A 17,698-nucleotide genomic window follows, 5' to 3' on the forward strand; every position below is an offset into this window, starting at 1 on the left:
ACATCACCGCATCACTCATAAAACAAACTACATTCCTAGGGGTTTTACATGGATCTACGAAAACTCAAGACCTTGATCGACCTGGTCGCCGAATCGGATATCGCAGAGCTGGAAGTTACCGAAGGCGAAAGCAAGGTTCGCATCGTCAAATCGTCGGCCATGCCGCAAAACCAGATGGTCATGATGCAGCCGCAAGGCATGCAAGCCCAATACCAGCCAGCCGCGCCAGCCGCCGCCCCCGCCGCGGCAGCTGCCGTCGTGGTCGCCGCCGAGCCAACGGGCTATGTGGTCAAGTCGCCGATGGTCGGCACCTTCTACCGCTCCTCCGCTCCTGGCAGCGCCGCCTATGTTGAAGTGGGCTCGACCGTCAAGGAAGGTGATACCCTGTGCATCATCGAAGCGATGAAGCTCCTGAATGAAATCGACTCCGATAAAGCCGGTGTCGTGACCCAGATCCTGGTCGAAAACGGCCAACCGGTCGAATTCGGTCAACCCTTGTTTGTGATCGGCTAAAACCCAGTCCACACGGCCGGCAACGGCCGTTTGCAGTTTTAGCCCCTCACACTTGTTGTTTCGCCGGCTCGCCGGCTCTCACAGACATACGCGAACCTACCATGTTTGAAAAAATCCTGATTGCCAACCGTGGTGAAATTGCCCTCCGTATTCAGCGCGCCTGCCGCGAAATGGGCATTAAAACGGTTGTAGTCCACTCCGAAGCCGACAAGGACGCGAAATACGTCAAGCTGGCCGACGAATCCGTTTGTATCGGCCCGGCACAGTCGACCCTGAGCTACCTGAACATGCCCGCCATCATCAGCGCCGCTGAAGTGACGGATGCGCAAGCGATTCACCCAGGCTATGGCTTCCTGTCGGAAAATGCCGACTTCGCCGAACGCGTCGAGAAATCGGGCTTCGTCTTCATCGGCCCCCGTTCCGAATCGATCCGTTTGATGGGCGACAAAGTGTCGGCCAAGCAAACCATGATCAAGGCTGGCGTACCGTGCGTGCCCGGCTCGGAAGGCGCGTTGCCGGACGATCCGAAAGCGATCGTGCAAATTGCCCGCAAGATTGGCTACCCGGTCATCATCAAGGCCGCCGGTGGCGGTGGCGGACGCGGCATGCGCGTGGTGCACACGGAAGCTGCCCTGATCAACGCCGTGGCGATGACCAAGACGGAAGCCGGCACGGCCTTCGGCAACCCTGAAGTGTATATGGAGAAGTACCTGGAAAATCCGCGCCACGTGGAAATCCAGATCCTCGCCGACGAACACAAGAACGCCGTCTGGCTGGGCGAGCGCGACTGCTCCATGCAGCGCCGCCACCAGAAAGTGATCGAAGAAGCACCGGCGCCGGGCATCCCGCGCAAACTCATCGAGAAAATTGGCGACCGTTGCGCCGAAGCGTGCCGCAAGATCGGCTACCGCGGCGCCGGCACGTTTGAATTCCTGTACGAAAACGGCGAGTTCTATTTCATTGAAATGAATACCCGCGTGCAAGTGGAACATCCGGTCACCGAGATGATCACCGGCATCGACATCGTGCAAGAGCAGATCCGCATCGCCGCCGGCGAGAAACTGCGTTTCCGCCAGCGCGACGTCTTGCTGTCGGGCCACGCCATCGAGTGCCGCATCAATGCGGAAGACCCGTTCAAGTTCACGCCGTCGCCCGGCAAGATCGTCTCCTGGCATGCGCCGGGCGGCCCTGGCATCCGCGTCGACTCGCACGCCTACGCCGGCTACTACGTGCCGCCGCACTACGACTCGATGATCGGCAAAGTGATCGCTTACGGCGCCACGCGCGAGCAAGCGATCCGCCGCATGCAGATCGCCCTGTCCGAAATGGTGGTCGAAGGCATCAACACGAATATCGCCCTGCACCGCGAACTGATGATCGACGCGCGCTTCATCGAAGGCGGCACCAACATTCACTATCTGGAACAGAAGCTGGCCGACATGCCGGACCTGGGCAAGAACCTGAATGGCGGCAGCCCCAGCATCGCCAAGAAATCCGAAATCAAGGCGGGCGCATGAGCTGGACGGAAATCGTCATCGAAATCGCCCGTGACAACGCCGAGGCCATGTCCGACGCGTTGATGGAAGCGGGCGCCCTGTCGGTCTCGGTGGAAGACGCCGATGAAGGCACGGACGCCGAGCAACCGCTGTTTGGCGAGCCCGGCATGGAACCGAAGGAAGCGGCGTGGGAACGCAGCCGCGTGGTGGCGCTGACCGACGTCGACGCCGACCAGGCCGCCATCGTGGCCGCCGCGGCCCAGGCCGTCGGCATGGCGGAAGTGCCCGCCTTTGCCATGCGCCCCGTGGAAGAGCAGGACTGGGTGCGTTTGACGCAGTCGCAATTCGCGCCGATTCACATCGGCAAGAATATCTGGGTCGTGCCCAGCTGGCACGAGGCACCGGACCCGGACGGCCTGATCCTGGAACTGGACCCGGGCCTGGCCTTCGGCACGGGCAGCCACCCGACCACGCGCCTGTGCATGGAATGGCTGGAAGCGAACCCTGCTCCCGGCAAGACCGTGCTCGACTACGGTTGCGGTTCCGGCATCCTGGCCATGGTGGCCAAGAAGCTCGGTGCGCACGCCGTGGCCGGCGTCGACATCGACCCGCAGGCGATCGAATCGGCGCGCGACAATGCCGAACGCAACCAGTGCGAAATCGAGTATTTCTTGCCAGACACGTTTGCCACCTCGGCACACGCCACGGCCAAGTTCGATATCGTCGTCGCCAACATCCTGTCGAGCCCATTGAAGCTGATGGCGCCGATGCTGTCGGGCCGTGTCGCCGACGGCGGCGCCCTGATCCTGTCCGGCGTGCTGGCACGCCAGGCGGAAGAAGTGGCCGCCGCCTATGCGCCGTTCATCGCGCTGGGTGTATGGGCCGAGCAAGACGGCTGGGTGGCCCTGCATGGCCGCCTGGGCAGCACGCAAGCGCCTGCGCCCCGCGCGGAAGGTGCATAAGCACAGCAATGGCCCTCGCCACCAAATGCCCCCATTGCAACACGATATTTCGGGTCGCTGCTGACCAGTTGAAGTTACGTGGGGGCATCGTGCGCTGTGGCACGTGCAGGGAAGTGTTTGACGGCAATGCCGCGCTGGTCGATCCGGCCGCGGCATCGCCGTTCTTGACCTCCGCTCCCGGCGCCGCCACGCCGCTGCCGGCCAGTTACCCGGCCGACAACATCCTGCCGTCCGCCACGGACGACGAACCCATCTATTCCCTCGATTTCGACACCTCGTTCGACCCGTTCGGCATCTTGCCGGAAACGGCGCAGCTCAAGGACGATGCGGACGATGGCGAACACATCGAGCTGGACCTCGACGTCAGCCTGCCGGCCGAGGCGCCGCTCGATATACCTGAAGAAACACCAGCAGAAACACCGGCAGAGTTGCCTGAACCACCGTTGCCCCAGCCGGTGGCGCCCTTCAAGCGCCGCCAGGTCGATGACGCGCCCGCCTTCGCCACGTATCTGCGCGACAGCCGCCGCGAACCGAACCTGGAAACCGGCGCCGCGCCGCCATTGCCTGCCGCCGAAAAAGTCAGCCTGGACAAGCCCTTGCCGGCTGCCCATGCCACAGCCAGCTCTGCGCGCCGGGAACCGACCCTGGCCGACCATTCCTTCACGCCACTGCCCGCCGCCCCCATCGCAGCGGATCTGGCCGAAGAACAGGAAGAACCCATCCTGCCGCCGGTCGACGACGAGCCGGCCTTTGTGACCTTGGGCCGGCGCCGCGAACAGAGCGGCAAGGCCTTGCGCATGGCCATGGCCGCCGGTTCGGTGGTGCTGCTGCTTCTATTATTCCTGCAAGTGATGACCACCTTCCGCAATCCGCTGGCGGCGCAGTTTCCGCAGTGGAAGCCGACCCTGGTCGCGCTGTGCAAGCTCAGCGGCTGCAAGGTCGACTTGCCGGCGCAGATCGAGGCGCTGGCCATCGAGCAAGGCGAGTTGCAGGCCTTGAAGGAGCAAACTTTCTCCTACGTCTCGCTGCTGCGTAACCAGAGCCGCAGCGTGCAAGCCTGGCCCAGCATCGAACTGACCCTCAACGACGCCAACGACAAGCCGGTCTTGCGCCGCGTGATCGCGCCGCGCGACTACCTGCCGGCCACGATCGACGTGAGCCAGGGCTTTGCGCCGCGCTCGGAACAAACCATCAAACTGTATTTCGCATTAGACCAGCTCACGGCGTCTGGCTACCATATCGCCATCTTTTATCCTTAACTGACACTATCATGACCAAAACATCGCTGATCTGCGGCTCGCTTGCCACCGACACCATCATGCAATTCCCCGGCCGCTTCGGCGAATCCCTGCTGGCCGACCAGTTGCACAAGGTGAACGTCTCCTTCCTCGTGCCCACCATGCGCACGGAGTTCGGCGGCTGCTCGGGCAACATCGCCTACAGCCTGAAAATGCTGGGCGGCGACCCGCGCATCGTCGGCGTCATGGGGCAAGATAGCGCCGCCTACCTGGAGCGCCTGCAAAAGCTGGGCATTTCCACCGCCAACATCCTGATCAAGGCCGACAGCTACAACGCGCAGTGCTTCGTCACGGCCGATGCCGACAATAACCAGATCAATGCCTTCCACCCTGGCGCCATGTCGTTTGCGCATGAAAACCCGATCGCCAATGCGGGCCCGGCCAAGGTCGCCATCATTTCGCCGGACGGCGACCAGGGCATGCTCAAGCACGCCGCCGACCTGGCCGAGCTGGGCATCCCCTTCATGTTCGACCCGGGCCAGCAGTTGCCACGTTTCAATGGCGAACAGTTGATCGACTTTATCAACAAGGCCACGTATGTGTCGGCCAACGACTATGAAATGGAAATGTTGATGGAGCGCACGGGCTTGACCCTGCCGGACATCGCCAGCCGCCTGGAAGCGCTGATCGTCACGCGTGGCGAAAAGGGTTCGGAAATCTATACGGACGGCAAGCGCATCGACATTCCAGTCGTGACCGCCAAGGAAGTGCTGGACCCGACCGGCTGCGGCGACGCCTACCGTGCCGGCTTGCTGTTCGGCATCACCAACGACCTGGGCTGGGAAACCAGCGGCCGCCTGGCCAGCCTGCTGGGCGCCATCAAGATCGCCACCCAGGGCGCGCAAAACCACGTGTTTACGCCGGAGAGCATCGCCGAGCAGTTCGAAGCGGCGTTCGGCTACCGCTATTAATATGTAGTCCGGTCGGCTTGCGCCCAAGCGCCAAGCCGACCTTCTCGTTTTACCTCACCACAATAATCATCCCCACCAGCACCTGCGCGATCTGCAACAGGATCAGCGCCACCAGCAGCGACAAGTCCAGGCTGCCGACCAGCGGCACCACCTTGCGGATCGGACGCAGCAGCGGCTCGTTCAGGGCCCGTACGAACGGCGCCAGCGGCGCATGCGGGTTGACCCAGCTGAAGATGGCTTCAATGATCAGCAAGGCCATGAAACCGTAGAGTATCCATTGCAGGAAGCGTTGCAGCGACTTGAGCAGCACCACCTCGACGGGATAACCGGAAATAAACAGCACCGAGCTGGCCAGCAGCACGATCAGGAAGGCGCCGATCAGGCTGGCCCAGTCATACCCGCCCACGCCCGGCACCACGCGGCGCAGGGGGCGCACCAGCCAGTCGGACAATTGAAACGTGAATTGCGCCACCGACGAGGGTGGCCGCACGCGCACCGCCTGCATCCAGAAGCGCAGCAGCAACACGCCGCCCAGCAAGGTGGCGATGGTATCAACGATCAATGTAAGGATAACGATCAGCACGACTAATTCTCCAAAAAAAAACCGCTGTGTGATTGAGTCACACAGCGGCGTGTTGCCTCATCCAGGCACCCGTATCGTTGGAATTACGATGGGCGGGTGCTGGTTGGGAATGGCCAGGCTGCAGCCGGTGCCAACACGGTTTTTGCTACAGGTGCGATAGGTGCCGACGGCTTGGCGACAGGAGCTGCCTTCTTCGGTGCGGCCTTTTTAGGCGCGGCCTTCTTGGCGGCCACGGCGGCTGGTGCCGCTGGAGCTGCTGCCGGCGCTGCTGCTGGTGCGGCTGCCACGACTGGTGCTGCGGCTGGCTTGGCGGCAGGTTTCGCTGCTGCTTTCGCTGCCGGCTTCGCTGCTACCTTGGCCGCTGGCTTCGCTGCTGGCTTGGCTGCTGGCTTCGCCGCTGCTTTGGCCGCTGGCTTGGCTGCAGGTTTCGCTGCTGCTTTCGCCGCTGGCTTGGCTGCTGGTTTCGCTGCGACTTTGGCCGCTGGCTTGGCTGCTGGCTTCGCTGCTACCTTGGCTGCCGGCTTGGCTGCAGCTTTTGCTGCTGGCTTCGCTGCTACCTTGACTGCTGGCTTGGCTGCCGCTTTTGCTGCTGGCTTCGCTGCTGCCTTGGCCGCTGGCTTCGCCGCAGCTTTTGCTGCTGGCTTGGCTGCTGCTTTGGCCGCTGGCTTGGCTGCCGCTTTTGCTGCTGGCTTGGCAACGACTTTTTTCGCTGCTGGCTTGGCTGCCGCTTTGGCGGCCGGTTTCGCTGCCGCCTTGGCTGCAGGTTTCGCTGCGGCTTTTTTCACCGCTGCCTTGGCCGCTGGCTTGGCTGCCGCTTTTGCTGCTGGCTTCGCTGCTGCCTTGGCGACGACTTTTTTCGCTGCTGGCTTCACTGCTGCCTTGGCGACGACTTTTTTCGCTGCTGGCTTGGCTGCCGCTTTGGCGGCCGGTTTCGCTGCCGCCTTGGCTGCAGGTTTCGCTGCGGCTTTTTTCACTGCTGGTTTGGCTGCTGCCTTGGCGGCCGGTTTTGCTGCGGCTTTTGCTGCTGGCTTGGCGGCCGGTTTGGCGGCGGCTTTTTTCGCGACAGGCTTGGCTGCCGGTTTCGCTGCGGCTTTCGCTGCTGGCTTGGCTGCCGGTTTTGCTGCTGCCTTGGCCGCAGGTTTCGCTGCGGCTTTCGCTACTGGCTTGGCAGCCACTTTTGCTGCAGGCTTGGCTGCGGCTTTGGCGACTGGTTTGGCTGCTGGTTTCGCTGCGGCTTTGGCAGCTGGTTTAGCGGCAACCGTCTTGGCTGCGGCTGCCGGCTTCTTCGCGGCAGGAGCAGCCTTGGCGGCTGGTTTCTTTACTTCTGATTTCTTAGCGGCTGTTGCCATTTGTCTCTCCTTCATCTGAGATGAGAAATTTAAGCTACAAGATTTAAACCCGTCCGACCCACCACAGGGATAGGCCAGGCGAATTATTCATCGGCACAAACGGTCGTTTGCGCTAATGAATTCGGCACCAGCTGAACTGCTGCAACTCCTCACGTTTGCAGCACTTCAGCCATCGTCGGTGCCACCCTGCTTTATCTCGCAGCTGGTGGCAAAGTCTGAATTCGGTCATTCGTTTTCGATGCCGTGCGTTTTTTCGCTCCTCGCATCGCGCTCGCCACAACACCCATGCGTCAAATAAAAAACCGCCATGCCTGAAAAAATTCGGGCACGGCGGCAGACGAAAACGGTGTGGTTTTGTGCATATCCGTGTAAATCTGTATCCCTGTTTTGCGAGGTTTTTTCGCTACCGCGCTGGTTAAAAAACCCCGCATTCTAACGCTCGCATTTGCAATCTCATAAAGTACACGAAAACCTTGTCAATGCGCAACCGGCACGACACGTTTTCGCCCGCTTTTTTGCACGTTACGCGTGCTATCGCACAATCGCATGCCAAATGCCGCCGCCGGCGTGTCCGGAAACGATATTTACTCCCCGTCTCGCACGCATTCGCGCCATCCAAAAAATACGTCGCGGCACGCGCGATGCGGCGAAAAAATGGCCGCACTTTTCTGTGCCGGCGCGCCGCTGCGCGGCATGAAAAAACGGCGCGCAAACGCGCGGCAGGCGATGCCGCACCCCGTCTGCGCGAGGATGGCGGCAGGCCGAAAAAACGGGCGAGGCTAGCGCACGTCGCCGGAAGACGCCGGCCGGGAAAGCGCCAGCGCCGTATCGATGAAGGCGCGCAGTTTTGGCTGGCTCTGGGTACGCGCAGGAAAATACAGGAACAATCCGCTCGTCGGCGGCACGTCGTTTTCCAGCACTCGCAGCAAGCTGCCGCTCGCCAGATCACCTTCGATTTCCACGTCCGGCAGATAGGCCAGGCCCAGGCCCGCGCGGGCGAAATCGGCGATCAGCGTGGTGTCGTTGACGACCAGGGGCGCGCCGGTTTCCACCAACAATTCTTCGCCATCGCGCACGAAGCGCCAGCGGTGCACGGCGCCGGAAGTGTGAAAGCGGTAGGCCACGGTGTCGTGGCGCATCAGCTCTTCCGGGATCAGCGGCCGCCCTTTGCGCTCGAAGTAGGCGGGTGCGCCAACCACGGACCAGCGCAGGTCTCCCGTCAGGCGCACCGCCACCATCTCCGGCTCCACGGACTGTCCCAGGCGGATGCCGGCGTCGTAACCCTGCGCCAGCAGATCGACCGCGCCATCGTCGAGCGACAGGTCGATGGTCACGTCAGGATAGCTGCTGCGAAAACGCGGTATCAATGCGCGCATGACCAGCGCGCCCAGCGCGCGCGGCACCGTCAGGCGCAGATGGCCGGCGGGCCGGTCGCGAAACATCGTCAGCGCGGCGAAGGCGTCATCGATCTGCCGGGTAGCGCCGGCCAGGCTGGCGTACAGGCCCGCGCCGGCTTCGGTGAAGGCGACATTGCGCGTATTGCGCTTGAAAAGCAGCACGCCATGCTGCCGTTCCATCACCTTGACCGCCTTGCTGACGGCCGTCACCGTCACGCCAAGCTGCAGCGCGGCCGCGCTGAAACTTTTGCGCTCGGCGACCGCGAGAAAGGTACGGATGCCATCGAGGGAGTTATTTTTCATGCGGGATCATGCGCCAATAATGAACCTGAAGTTTAAAGCCTATCACCCTGACCGTACTATTTCTCTGCAATTGAACGCCATATGATGGTCGCTCCCTACCTCTCCACCCGAAAGGAAGCACCATGTCTCTGCTCATGCCGACCATCGTCGGCGACTACTTTAACGCCGAAAACCATCACGATGGCGACGCCGTGGCGCAGTGTTTCTCTGCCGATGGCGTCGTGCATGACGAAGGCCATGCGCACGCGGGCCATGCCGCCATCAAGGCTTGGAAAGAAGCTGGCAGCAAGCAGTACGGCGCCAGCGTCAGCCCCACCTCGGCCGACATGCAGGGCGCGCGCTGCCTGGTCACCTGCAGCGTCAGTGGCAGTTTTCCCGGCAGCCCGCTGGCGCTGCGCTTTGCCTTCACCCTCGCCGGCGACCGCATCGCGACCCTGGAGATCAGCGCATGAATGCCGACTTCAAGGACAAGCGCGTGCTCATCACGGGCGGCACGAAGGGCATGGGCGCGGCGACCCTGCAACTGATGCTCGAGCGCGGTGCCCGCGTGGCGACCACGGCGCGCGCCGCCAGCGGCAGCTTGCCGGCTGGCGTGCATTTCATCGCGGCCGACCTGCGCACCCGCGCGGGAAGCGACACGGTGATCCGGGAAGCGCTGGCCAGCCTGGGCGGGGTCGATATCCTGATCAATAACGTGGGCGGCTCGACGGCCGTCGGGGGCGGCGCGCTGGCCCTGGACGACGACGCCTGGGAAGACGCGCTCAATGGCAACCTGCTTGCCGCCGTGCGCCTCGACCGCGCCCTGCTGCCGGCGATGGTGGCACGCCAGTACGGCGTGATCATCCACATCTCGTCGATCCAGCGCAGCCTGCCGCTGTACGATTCGACGCTGGCGTATGCGGCCGCCAAGGCTGCGCTGAGCAACTACAGCAAGGGGCTGTCGAAGGAATTCGGTCCGCACGGCATCCGCATCAATACCGTCTCACCGGGCTTCATCGAAACCACGGCGGCCCAGGCGATGATACGGCGCTTGGCCGCACATGCCGGCATCGGCGAGGACGCGGCCCGCCAGGAGCTGATGCAGACGCTGGGCGGCATTCCCATCGGCCGCCCCGGCAAGCCGGAAGAAGTGGCCGAACTGGTCGCCTTTCTGGCCTCGGACCGCGCCGCGTCGATCCACGGCGCCGAGTATGTGATCGATGGCGGCACCATCCCGACCGTATGAACCCGGTGCAATAAGCTTTCCACATAGCAAAAGGCCCCGCATCCGCGAGGCCTTTGTTACATGATGACTTGTGACGCCATCGGCTGGCTTATTCCCAGTTCAGCGCGCCGCCGGTCTGGTATTCCGTCACGCGCGTCTCGAAGAAGTTGCGTTCCTTCTTCATGTCGATCATCTCGCTCATCCACGGGAACGGGTTTTCTTCCTGGGCGAACAGCGGCTCGATGCCGATCTGCTGCGCGCGGCGGTTGGCGATGAAGCGCAGATAGCCCTTGAACATCGGCGCGTTCAGACCCAGCACGCCGCGCGGCATGGTGTCTTCGGCGTACGCGTATTCCAGTTCCACGGCCTTCATGAACAGGTCCTTGATCTCTTCGCGGAAGGCGGCCGTCCACAGCTGCGGGTTTTCCATCTTGATCGTGTTGATCAAGTCGATGCCGAAGTTGCAATGCATCGATTCGTCGCGCAGGATGTACTGGTACTGCTCGGCAGCGCCCATCATCTTGTTCTGGCGGCCCAGCGCCAGGATCTGCGTGAAGCCGACGTAGAAGAACAAGCCTTCCATCAGGCAGGCAAACACGATCAGGGACTTGAGCAGCTTCTGGTCGTTTTCCACCGTGCCGGTGACAAACGCGGGGTCGGTCAGCGTGTTGATGAACGGGATCAGGAATTCATCCTTGTCGCGGATCGACTTGACTTCGTTGTAGGCGTTGAAGATCTCGCCTTCGTCCAGGCCCAGCGATTCGACGATGTACTGGTAGGCGTGCGTGTGGATCGCTTCCTCGAACGCCTGGCGCAGCAGGTACTGGCGGCATTCCGGCGCCGTGATGTGGCGGTAGGTGCCCAGCACGATGTTGTTGGCGGCCAGCGAGTCGGCCGTGACGAAGAAGCCCAGGTTGCGCTTGACCAGGCGGCGCTCGTCGTCCGTCAGGCCGTTCGGATTCTTCCACAGCTCGATATCGCGCTGCATGTTCACTTCCTGCGGCATCCAGTGGTTGGCGCAGCCGGCCAGGTATTTGTCCCATGCCCACTTGTATTTGAACGGCACCAGCTGGTTGACGTCCGTCTTGCCGTTGATGATGCGCTTGTCGTCGGCATTCACGCGGCGCGCCACTTGCTCGGCGTTCGCTTCGGACGGCTCGGCGCCGGCCGGCAGGTTCAATTCGGTATTTCCCAGTGGCGCTTGCTGCGCCGGACGCGGCACAGCTGCCGACGTGGTTTCATCATCCCAAGACAACGACATATTCTTCTTCCTTTCCATGCCGGCGAGCCGGCGATCCGCAACAGGCCCGTTGTATCGGACAATGCGGACATTGACAACATTGAATCAGCCCAGAAGTTCTGGGCTGACAACTAAAATCTTACTGGCAGGCTTCGCATTCCTCAAAGCCATCGTCGCCTGGACGCAGATAGCAGGCTTCGCCATCGGCGTCGTCCGCTGCCGCCGCCACGACCGGCGCCACGGCCACCGCTGCCGCCGCCACGACCGCCGCCTGGGCGCTCTGCGCGCTGGCCGACATGCCGCCGTCGACCGCCACGGCGTTCAGTGCGCCCGTCTTGGAGGTCGATTTCTCCATGTGGGTAGCGGCGATGGTACGCAGGTAGTAGGTGGTTTTCAGGCCACGCAGCCATGCCAGCTTGTAGGTCTCGTCGAGTTTCTTGCCCGAGGCGCCAGCCATGTAGATGTTCAGCGACTGGGCCTGGTCGATCCACTTCTGGCGACGCGAAGCCGCTTCCACCAGCCAGCTTGGCGACACTTCGAAGGCGGTGGCGTAGATATCGCGCAGGTCTTGCGGGATGCGGTCGATCTTCACCAGCGAGCCGTCGAAGTACTTCAGGTCGGAGATCATGACCTCATCCCACAGGTCGCGCGCCTTCAGGTCGCGCACCAGGTAGCCATTGATCTCGGTGAATTCGCCCGACAGGTTCGATTTCACGTACAGGTTCTGGAACGTCGGCTCGATACAGGCCGAGACGCCGATGATGTTCGAAATCGTCGCCGTCGGGGCGATCGCCACGCAATTCGAGTTGCGCATGCCGAACTTGGCGATGCGTTCGCGCACCGGGGTCCAGTCCATGGCCGACGAGGAATCGACTTCCAGGTAGCCGCCGCGCTCTTCGGCCAGCAATTTGACCGAGTCTTGCGGCAGGATGCCGCGGTCCCACAGCGAACCGGCATACGACTCATAGCGGCCGCGCTCTTCGGCCAGTTCCGTCGACGCCAGGTAGGCGTAGTAGCACACGGCTTCCATCGAGGTATCGGCGAACGACACGGCGGCGTCCGAGGCGAACGGGATGCGCATCATGTGCAGGCAATCCTGGAAGCCCATCACGCCCATGCCGACCGGACGGTGGCGCATGTTCGAATTGCGCGCCTTCTCGACGGCGTAGTAATTGATGTCGATGACGTTGTCGAGCATGCGCATGGCGGTGCGGATGGTCTTGGCCAGCTTGACGTGATCGAGCTTGCCTTCCTTCATGTGCGCCGGCATGTTCACGGAACCGAGGTTGCAGACGGCGATTTCGTCAGGGCCCGTGTTCAGCGTGATTTCCGTGCACAGGTTCGAGCTGTGGACGACGCCGACGTGCGACTGCGGGCTGCGGATGTTGCAAGGATCCTTGAACGTGATCCATGGATGGCCCGTTTCAAACAGCATCGACAGCATCTTGCGCCACAGGTCCAGCGCGGCGATTTTCTTGAAGACGCGGATTTCGCCGGCGGCGGCCTTGGCTTCGTAGCCCAGGTAAGCCTGTTCAAAGGCCTTGCCGACCTTGTCGTGCAGGTCCGGCGTGTCCGACGGCGAGAACAGGGTCCACTCGCCTTTTTCCATGACGCGCTTCATGAACATGTCGGGAATCCAGTTCGCCGTGTTCATGTCGTGCGTGCGGCGGCGGTCGTCGCCCGTGTTCTTGCGCAGGTCGAGGAATTCCTCGATATCCATGTGCCAGGTTTCCAGGTAGGCGCAGACGGCGCCCTTGCGCTTGCCGCCCTGGTTGACTGCCACGGCCGTGTCGTTGACCACTTTCAGGAACGGCACCACGCCTTGCGACTTGCCATTGGTACCCTTGATGTGGGCGCCCAGGGCGCGCACCGGCGTCCAGTCGTTACCCAGGCCGCCGGCGAACTTGGCCAGCAGCGCGTTGTCCTTGATGGCGTCGTAGATGCCTTCCAGGTCATCCGAGACGGTGCTCAGGTAGCACGACGACAGCTGCGAGCGCAGGGTGCCCGAGTTGAACAGGGTCGGGGTCGAGCTCATGAAGTCGAACGAGGACAGCAGGCTGTAGAACTCGATGGCGCGCGCTTCGCGGTCCGCCTCGTTCAGCGCCAGGCCCATGGCCACGCGCATGTAGAACGCCTGCGGCATTTCGATGCGTACGTCCTGGATGTGCAGGAAGTAGCGGTCATACAGGGTTTGCAGGCCGATGTAGCCGAATTGCAAGTCGCGGTCGGCCACGATGGCTTTGGCCAGGCGTTCCAGGTCGAAGCTGGCGAGTACCGGGTTCAGCAGCTCGGCGGCGATGCCCTTGGCGATGTATTGCGGGAAATACGTCAGGTATTCAGCGGCAGCGGCCGCTTGCGGCACTTCCTTGCCGAACACTTCCTTGCGCACCGTGTGCAGCAGGATGCGGGCCGTGACCTGGCTGTAGGCCGGGTCTTTTTCCATCAGCGCGCGCGCCGCCAGGATGGCCGACTTGTGCAGCTCTTCGACGGGCACGCCGTCGTACAGGTTTTTCACCGTTTCAGCCAGGATGGCGTCGGCATCGACGTGCTTTTCCAGGCCGGCGCAGGCGGCGTTGATCAGGTCGCGTACTTCCTGCATGTCCAGCAGACGGCGCACGCCGTTGTCGGTGACATTCAATTGTGGTGCGGAAACTTGTGCGGAAGCGCCCTGCGCTTCCTTCTGCAGGCGGCGCTCTTCCATGTGCTTGGCGCGGTACAGCACGTAGGCACGCGCCACGTCGTGCTCGCCCGAACGCATCAGCGACAGTTCCACCTGGTCTTGCACGTCTTCGATATGGAAGGTGCCGCCGCCCGGGTGGCGGCGCACCAGCGCGGCGACCACGCCGTCGGTCAATTGTTCCACCAGTTCGCGGATGCGTGCCGAGGCTGCCCCCTGGCCGCCGTTAACGGCCAAAAACGCCTTGGTCATGGCGATGGCGATCTTCGAAGGCTCAAATGCCACCACCGCGCCGTTGCGGCGGATGATGCGATAGTCGCCCAATGCCGCGCCCGTGCTCGCCACGCTGTTGGCCGCGCCTGGCGCTGGCGATACTGGCGTTGGATGGATGGAAATATCTTGTGGTGATTGCATTGAAGCTCCCGTTGTCAGCTAAAGTCAGCCTGCAGTTTTGCTGCCGCGTGTGTTGTTGAATAGAACGCCCGATGGTCAGGGTTTCTTCAGGTATTTGTTGCTAAATAGTAAATTTGTAATGCATAAAACAGCTCAGTATCCAGATCGCCACACCGCACTGCCCGGCTGGCGCGAAACACGATCGAGGGTGATGAACCGCCAGTTCCAGTGCTTTATCAGCAATCCGGGTAGCTTTGACAATAATTCTGAAAACGTCTGTGATGGCACTACATATAGTCTTTACATCCAACTTCTGTACTAATTGTAGTGCCCATCGGAGGGCGATGCAATAGTTTTCCGGCATCCGTCCGCGTAATTTTTTGTCTTTTCTTATACGATTTCGGTTGACTTTTCAGGGCATGGATGGAAAGCCCAATCCCCGCGAAGTAAGCGCTAACGCAGCTTGTCCGCGCAGGGTTTCCAGCCAGCATTCTTGGTAAAAATGCCAGTCAAAAAACGGCCCCGGATCCGTCTTCCTGCCCGGCGCGATATGCTCGTGGCCGCGCACCTGCGACAGCCCGTGGCGCGCCACCAGCGCCGCCGTCAGTGCCGCCAGCACATGGTATTGCCGCCGCTGGAAAGGCACATCGTCCGCGCCTTCCATTTCGATACCGATGGAGTAGCCATTGCACTGCGGGCGTCCGTCGAAAGTGGACGCGCCCGCATGCCAGGCACGTTGATCAGTAGAAACATATTGCAACAGCGCACCATCGCGCCGCACAAAAAAGTGCGCCGACACCTGCAAGCCACGCAGGTCGGCGAAAGAAGGATCGGCATTATAATCTACCCGGCCGGTAAACAAGTCCGACACATGCGGCCCGCCAAAGTGGCCGCCCGGCAAGCTGATGTTATGGATCACCAGCAAATCGACTTGCGCACCGTCCGGGCGCGCATCGCAGTACGGCGAGTCATAGCGCAGCGCGCCGTCGCACCAGCCGTCTTCATCTATCGTCCATGTGCTCATCAAGCAAGGCTTCCTGTATCGTCAATTTCTGCATGCGGTAACGCAACTGGCGCACACTCAGGCCCAGCTGGCGCGCCGCCCGCGCGCGGTGGTAGCGCGCCTGCACCAGCGCCAGCATGATCATGTCGCGCTCGGCCTGGCGCAAATACACGTCCAGCGGCAGGACGGCGGCCACGCCATTCGCCGCCATGCCGGGCAGGCTCAATTGCCGCTGTGGCAAGGCCGGCAGCGCCGGCCCCGCCCGCGAGGGCATGCTGCTCGCCGCGGACGGCAAGGCCAGCCCGTCGAGCGCGATCACGCCGCCGTCGGCAAAGGCCAGCGCCCGCTCCAGCACGTTTTCCAGTTCGCGCACATTGCCGGGAAACGCATACGCGGCCAGGGCCGCCAGCACCGGCGGCGCCAGGGTCACGGTCCGGCGCGGCGACAGGCGCGCGAGGATCACCTCACATAATACCTGCAGATCGCCGCGCCGCTCGCGCAGCGGCGGCAGCGCCAGCTCGATCACATTCAGGCGGTAAAACAGATCCTGGCGAAACGTGCCGGCGGCCACGCCGCGCGCCAGGCCATGCTGGCTGGCGCACAGGATGCGCACGTCGATGGCCTCGTCGGTGCTGCCGCCCAGCTTGCGCACGCGGCGCTCCTGCAGCACGCGCAACAGCTTCACCTGCATGGCCAGCGGCAGATCATCGACTTCGTCGAGCAGCAAACTGCCGCCGTGGGCCGCCTGGAACAGGCCCTGGCGCTCGTGCAGCGCGCCCGTATAGGCGCCCGGGCGGCAGCCGAAGAATTCCGCTTCCATCAACGCTTCGGGTATGGCGCCGCAATTGACGGCGATAAACGGGAAGCTGGCGCGCGCGCCCTGCGCATGGATGGCGCGCGCCGCCAGTTCCTTGCCCGTGCCCGATTCGCCGCGGATGGCCACCGGCGCGCCGCAGCGGGCGATCCGGCCGATCTGCGCGCGCAGCGCCTGCATCGGCAGCGAGTTGCCGCTCAGTTGCGGCGCCGGCGGCATGCCGGCGGCGGTGGCGCCATGCGGGCGATGGCTGGGACTGGACATGGGACGCGCCTTTCTGCAAGGGCGGTGGCGAACCGCCTGTTGCAGATGCTACGCCGGAAGGATGGCGCAGGACGTTACGATACGGCTGAGCAACGCGGCGCGGGCCCGTCCTTACAGCGTGGCGTGCGCGTGACTGCAGTAATCGTGGCCCTTGGCTTGCACGTTTTCCGAGGCCGGGTAGTACACGCCGCAGTGGGCGCAGCACAGCATCAGCTCGGCGTCCGGCAATTCCTGCGGCCGCGCCGGCGGCGCATACGGATTCGGCTGCTGCTGCGCGCGGGCCCGTTGCTGCATGCCACGGATTTTGCTGCGGATGGCAAACAGCACCAGGAACACCAGCGCCAGCCAGAATAAAACACGTGTCATGTGTATCCTCGGTGTAAAACCACTTCCAGTACAAAACGGCTGCCGACATAGGCCAGCAGCAAGGTGGCGAAACCGGCCAGGGTAAAACTCAGGGCCGTCTTGCCACGCCAGCCGCGGAAGCGGCGGCCTGCCAGCAGCGCGGCAAACAGCAGCCACGACAGCATGGTAAACACGGATTTATGATCCCAGTTGAGCGCCTTGCCAAATAATTGCTCGGAAAACACGATGCCCGACAGCACGGTCAGGCTGAGCAAAATAAAACCCAGGCCGATCATGCGGAACAGCAGCTTTTCCATCGTCAGCAGGGCTGGCAGCTGGTCCAGCGCCGTGCCGATGAAGCCGCGGCTTTCGCTGCGCGTGTGCAAACGCGATTCCTGCAGCGCCATCAGCACGGCGTGAAAGGCGGCAATCGTCAGGGTGCTGTAGGCGAGCACGGCCACGGCAATATGCCAGCCGAACACGGCCGACTTGCCTTCCATGCTGACCTGGCTGCCAGGAAAGGCCCAGGCCAGGCCGATGGCGAGGACGGCGCTGGGCATGACCATGCGGCGCAGTCCGTCCAGGCTGAAATTGCGGTTCTCTATCCAGTAGGCGCCCACCGAGACCCACAGCGCGGCCGACAGCATGGCGGAGAAGCCGAAGCGCAAGGTGCCCGGCGCCATCAGGTCGAACCACAGGGTGGCGGCATGCGCCAGCCAGGCGACGCCGGTCAGGCCGGCAATGAGCCGGGCACGGGACGAGGGAAGCACCGCGCACGCCGCGTACAACAGGGCGGCGATGAAAAAGAAATAGATCTGCATAGTTTAAGTTTACACCATAGCCGGCAAGCGCGATTCAGGCGACAGACCGGGTGGCAGGCACGACGCCGCCATCGAATGCCGCAAGCCTGCCATGATATCGCGCCTGAGGCATGACGGGGTGGCGC

The 17,698-nt window shown here is 62.7% G+C and carries 17 protein-coding genes; 9 read left to right on the top strand and 8 right to left on the bottom strand.

Features of this window, described 5'->3' with window-relative positions; genetic code table 11:
• The first annotated feature begins 48 nt into the window (after positions 1-48).
• The 5 genes from accB to GCN78_RS19225 all read left to right on the top strand — a co-directional run bounded on the left by accB (position 49) and on the right by GCN78_RS19225 (position 5,180).
• Entirely contained in the window at positions 49-513 is a 465-nt protein-coding gene (gene accB, locus GCN78_RS19205) for an acetyl-CoA carboxylase biotin carboxyl carrier protein (protein ID WP_046684231.1), read from the top strand.
• 101 nt (positions 514-614) lie between these two features.
• Complete coding sequence (accC, locus tag GCN78_RS19210) at positions 615-2,030, top strand: acetyl-CoA carboxylase biotin carboxylase subunit (RefSeq protein ID WP_070222157.1); 1,416 nt, start codon at positions 615-617, stop codon at positions 2,028-2,030.
• Positions 2,027-2,971: a 50S ribosomal protein L11 methyltransferase gene (gene prmA, locus GCN78_RS19215; protein WP_152253128.1), complete on the top strand. Its 945-nt coding sequence runs from the start codon at positions 2,027-2,029 to the stop codon at positions 2,969-2,971. Before accC ends, prmA begins: the two co-directional genes overlap by 4 nt.
• Before the next feature lie 8 nt (positions 2,972-2,979).
• Positions 2,980-4,230 (top strand): DUF3426 domain-containing protein, encoded by a 1,251-nt coding sequence (locus GCN78_RS19220; protein WP_152253129.1) that lies wholly within the window; start codon positions 2,980-2,982, stop codon positions 4,228-4,230.
• Positions 4,231-4,241: 11 nt separating this feature from the next.
• The gene (locus GCN78_RS19225) at positions 4,242-5,180 is read left to right on the top strand and encodes a carbohydrate kinase family protein (RefSeq protein WP_034780255.1); all 939 of its coding nucleotides are present in this window, start codon (positions 4,242-4,244) and stop codon (positions 5,178-5,180) included.
• A 49-nt stretch (positions 5,181-5,229) separates the two neighbouring features.
• Here GCN78_RS19225 and GCN78_RS19230 read toward each other — a convergent pair whose 3' ends face one another.
• Positions 5,230-5,763 carry a YggT family protein gene (locus GCN78_RS19230; protein ID WP_034780256.1) on the bottom strand — a complete coding sequence of 178 codons (534 nt, stop codon included), beginning with the start codon at positions 5,761-5,763 and terminating at the stop codon, positions 5,230-5,232.
• A gap of 241 nt (positions 5,764-6,004) precedes the next feature.
• On the opposite strand from GCN78_RS19230, the gene GCN78_RS29405 reads away from it, so the two are divergent.
• Together GCN78_RS29405 and GCN78_RS29410 are read left to right on the top strand one after the other, a co-directional pair.
• Positions 6,005-6,325, top strand: coding sequence for a hypothetical protein (locus GCN78_RS29405; RefSeq protein WP_193316792.1), 321 nt, complete (start codon positions 6,005-6,007; stop codon positions 6,323-6,325).
• Between the two features lie 21 nt (positions 6,326-6,346).
• Positions 6,347-7,015, top strand: coding sequence for a hypothetical protein (locus tag GCN78_RS29410; RefSeq protein WP_193316793.1), 669 nt, complete (start codon positions 6,347-6,349; stop codon positions 7,013-7,015).
• A gap of 876 nt (positions 7,016-7,891) precedes the next feature.
• Here the strand turns inward: GCN78_RS29410 and GCN78_RS19240 are convergent.
• Positions 7,892-8,812, bottom strand: coding sequence for a LysR family transcriptional regulator (locus GCN78_RS19240; RefSeq protein ID WP_152253131.1), 921 nt, complete (start codon positions 8,810-8,812; stop codon positions 7,892-7,894).
• Positions 8,813-8,934: 122 nt separating this feature from the next.
• Here GCN78_RS19240 and GCN78_RS19245 point away from each other — a divergent pair, with 122 nt between their 5' ends.
• Entirely contained in the window at positions 8,935-9,264 is a 330-nt protein-coding gene (locus GCN78_RS19245) for a nuclear transport factor 2 family protein (protein ID WP_152253132.1), read from the top strand.
• Positions 9,261-10,037, top strand: a complete 777-nt coding sequence (locus GCN78_RS19250; RefSeq protein ID WP_152253133.1) for an SDR family oxidoreductase — start codon at positions 9,261-9,263, stop codon at positions 10,035-10,037. Before GCN78_RS19245 ends, GCN78_RS19250 begins: the two co-directional genes overlap by 4 nt.
• 88 nt (positions 10,038-10,125) lie before the next feature.
• Here GCN78_RS19250 and GCN78_RS19255 read toward each other — a convergent pair whose 3' ends face one another.
• The 6 genes from GCN78_RS19255 to GCN78_RS19280 form a co-directional block, all read right to left on the bottom strand.
• Positions 10,126-11,277: a ribonucleotide-diphosphate reductase subunit beta gene (locus tag GCN78_RS19255; RefSeq protein WP_034780261.1), complete on the bottom strand. Its 1,152-nt coding sequence runs from the start codon at positions 11,275-11,277 to the stop codon at positions 10,126-10,128.
• Positions 11,278-11,395: 118 nt separating this feature from the next.
• A complete protein-coding gene (locus GCN78_RS19260) occupies positions 11,396-14,347 on the bottom strand; it encodes a ribonucleoside-diphosphate reductase subunit alpha (protein ID WP_152253134.1) in 2,952 nt (983 codons plus the stop codon).
• Positions 14,348-14,738: 391 nt separating this feature from the next.
• Positions 14,739-15,350 (bottom strand): 1,6-anhydro-N-acetylmuramyl-L-alanine amidase AmpD, encoded by a 612-nt coding sequence (gene ampD / locus GCN78_RS19265; RefSeq protein ID WP_152253135.1) that lies wholly within the window; start codon positions 15,348-15,350, stop codon positions 14,739-14,741.
• Positions 15,328-16,407, bottom strand: coding sequence for a sigma 54-interacting transcriptional regulator (locus tag GCN78_RS19270; RefSeq protein WP_152253136.1), 1,080 nt, complete (start codon positions 16,405-16,407; stop codon positions 15,328-15,330). Before GCN78_RS19270 ends, ampD begins: the two co-directional genes overlap by 23 nt.
• A 111-nt stretch (positions 16,408-16,518) precedes the next feature.
• Entirely contained in the window at positions 16,519-16,773 is a 255-nt protein-coding gene (locus tag GCN78_RS19275) for a PP0621 family protein (protein WP_152253137.1), read from the bottom strand.
• A complete protein-coding gene (locus GCN78_RS19280) occupies positions 16,770-17,573 on the bottom strand; it encodes a cytochrome C assembly family protein (protein WP_152253138.1) in 804 nt (267 codons plus the stop codon). The genes GCN78_RS19275 and GCN78_RS19280 overlap by 4 nt, the downstream gene beginning before the upstream one ends.
• Positions 17,574-17,698: the final 125 nt, after the last annotated feature.

Origin of the sequence: Janthinobacterium rivuli (assembly GCF_009208735.1) — a bacterium.
Lineage (GTDB): Bacteria > Pseudomonadota > Gammaproteobacteria > Burkholderiales > Burkholderiaceae_D > Janthinobacterium.

Coding starts and splice junctions, on each gene's coding strand:
- accB (WP_046684231.1), top strand. CDS start 49: ATGGATCTACGAAAACTCAAGACCTTGATCGACCTGGTCGCCGAATCG.
- prmA (WP_152253128.1), top strand. CDS start 2,027: ATGAGCTGGACGGAAATCGTCATCGAAATCGCCCGTGACAACGCCGAG.
- GCN78_RS19245 (WP_152253132.1), top strand. CDS start 8,935: ATGTCTCTGCTCATGCCGACCATCGTCGGCGACTACTTTAACGCCGAA.
- GCN78_RS19225 (WP_034780255.1), top strand. CDS start 4,242: ATGACCAAAACATCGCTGATCTGCGGCTCGCTTGCCACCGACACCATC.
- accC (WP_070222157.1), top strand. CDS start 615: ATGTTTGAAAAAATCCTGATTGCCAACCGTGGTGAAATTGCCCTCCGT.
- ampD (WP_152253135.1), bottom strand. CDS start 15,350: ATGAGCACATGGACGATAGATGAAGACGGCTGGTGCGACGGCGCGCTG.
- GCN78_RS19240 (WP_152253131.1), bottom strand. CDS start 8,812: ATGAAAAATAACTCCCTCGATGGCATCCGTACCTTTCTCGCGGTCGCC.
- GCN78_RS19270 (WP_152253136.1), bottom strand. CDS start 16,407: ATGTCCAGTCCCAGCCATCGCCCGCATGGCGCCACCGCCGCCGGCATG.
- GCN78_RS19220 (WP_152253129.1), top strand. CDS start 2,980: ATGGCCCTCGCCACCAAATGCCCCCATTGCAACACGATATTTCGGGTC.
- GCN78_RS19280 (WP_152253138.1), bottom strand. CDS start 17,573: ATGCAGATCTATTTCTTTTTCATCGCCGCCCTGTTGTACGCGGCGTGC.
- GCN78_RS19250 (WP_152253133.1), top strand. CDS start 9,261: ATGAATGCCGACTTCAAGGACAAGCGCGTGCTCATCACGGGCGGCACG.
- GCN78_RS19260 (WP_152253134.1), bottom strand. CDS start 14,347: ATGCAATCACCACAAGATATTTCCATCCATCCAACGCCAGTATCGCCA.
- GCN78_RS19275 (WP_152253137.1), bottom strand. CDS start 16,773: ATGACACGTGTTTTATTCTGGCTGGCGCTGGTGTTCCTGGTGCTGTTT.
- GCN78_RS19255 (WP_034780261.1), bottom strand. CDS start 11,277: ATGTCGTTGTCTTGGGATGATGAAACCACGTCGGCAGCTGTGCCGCGT.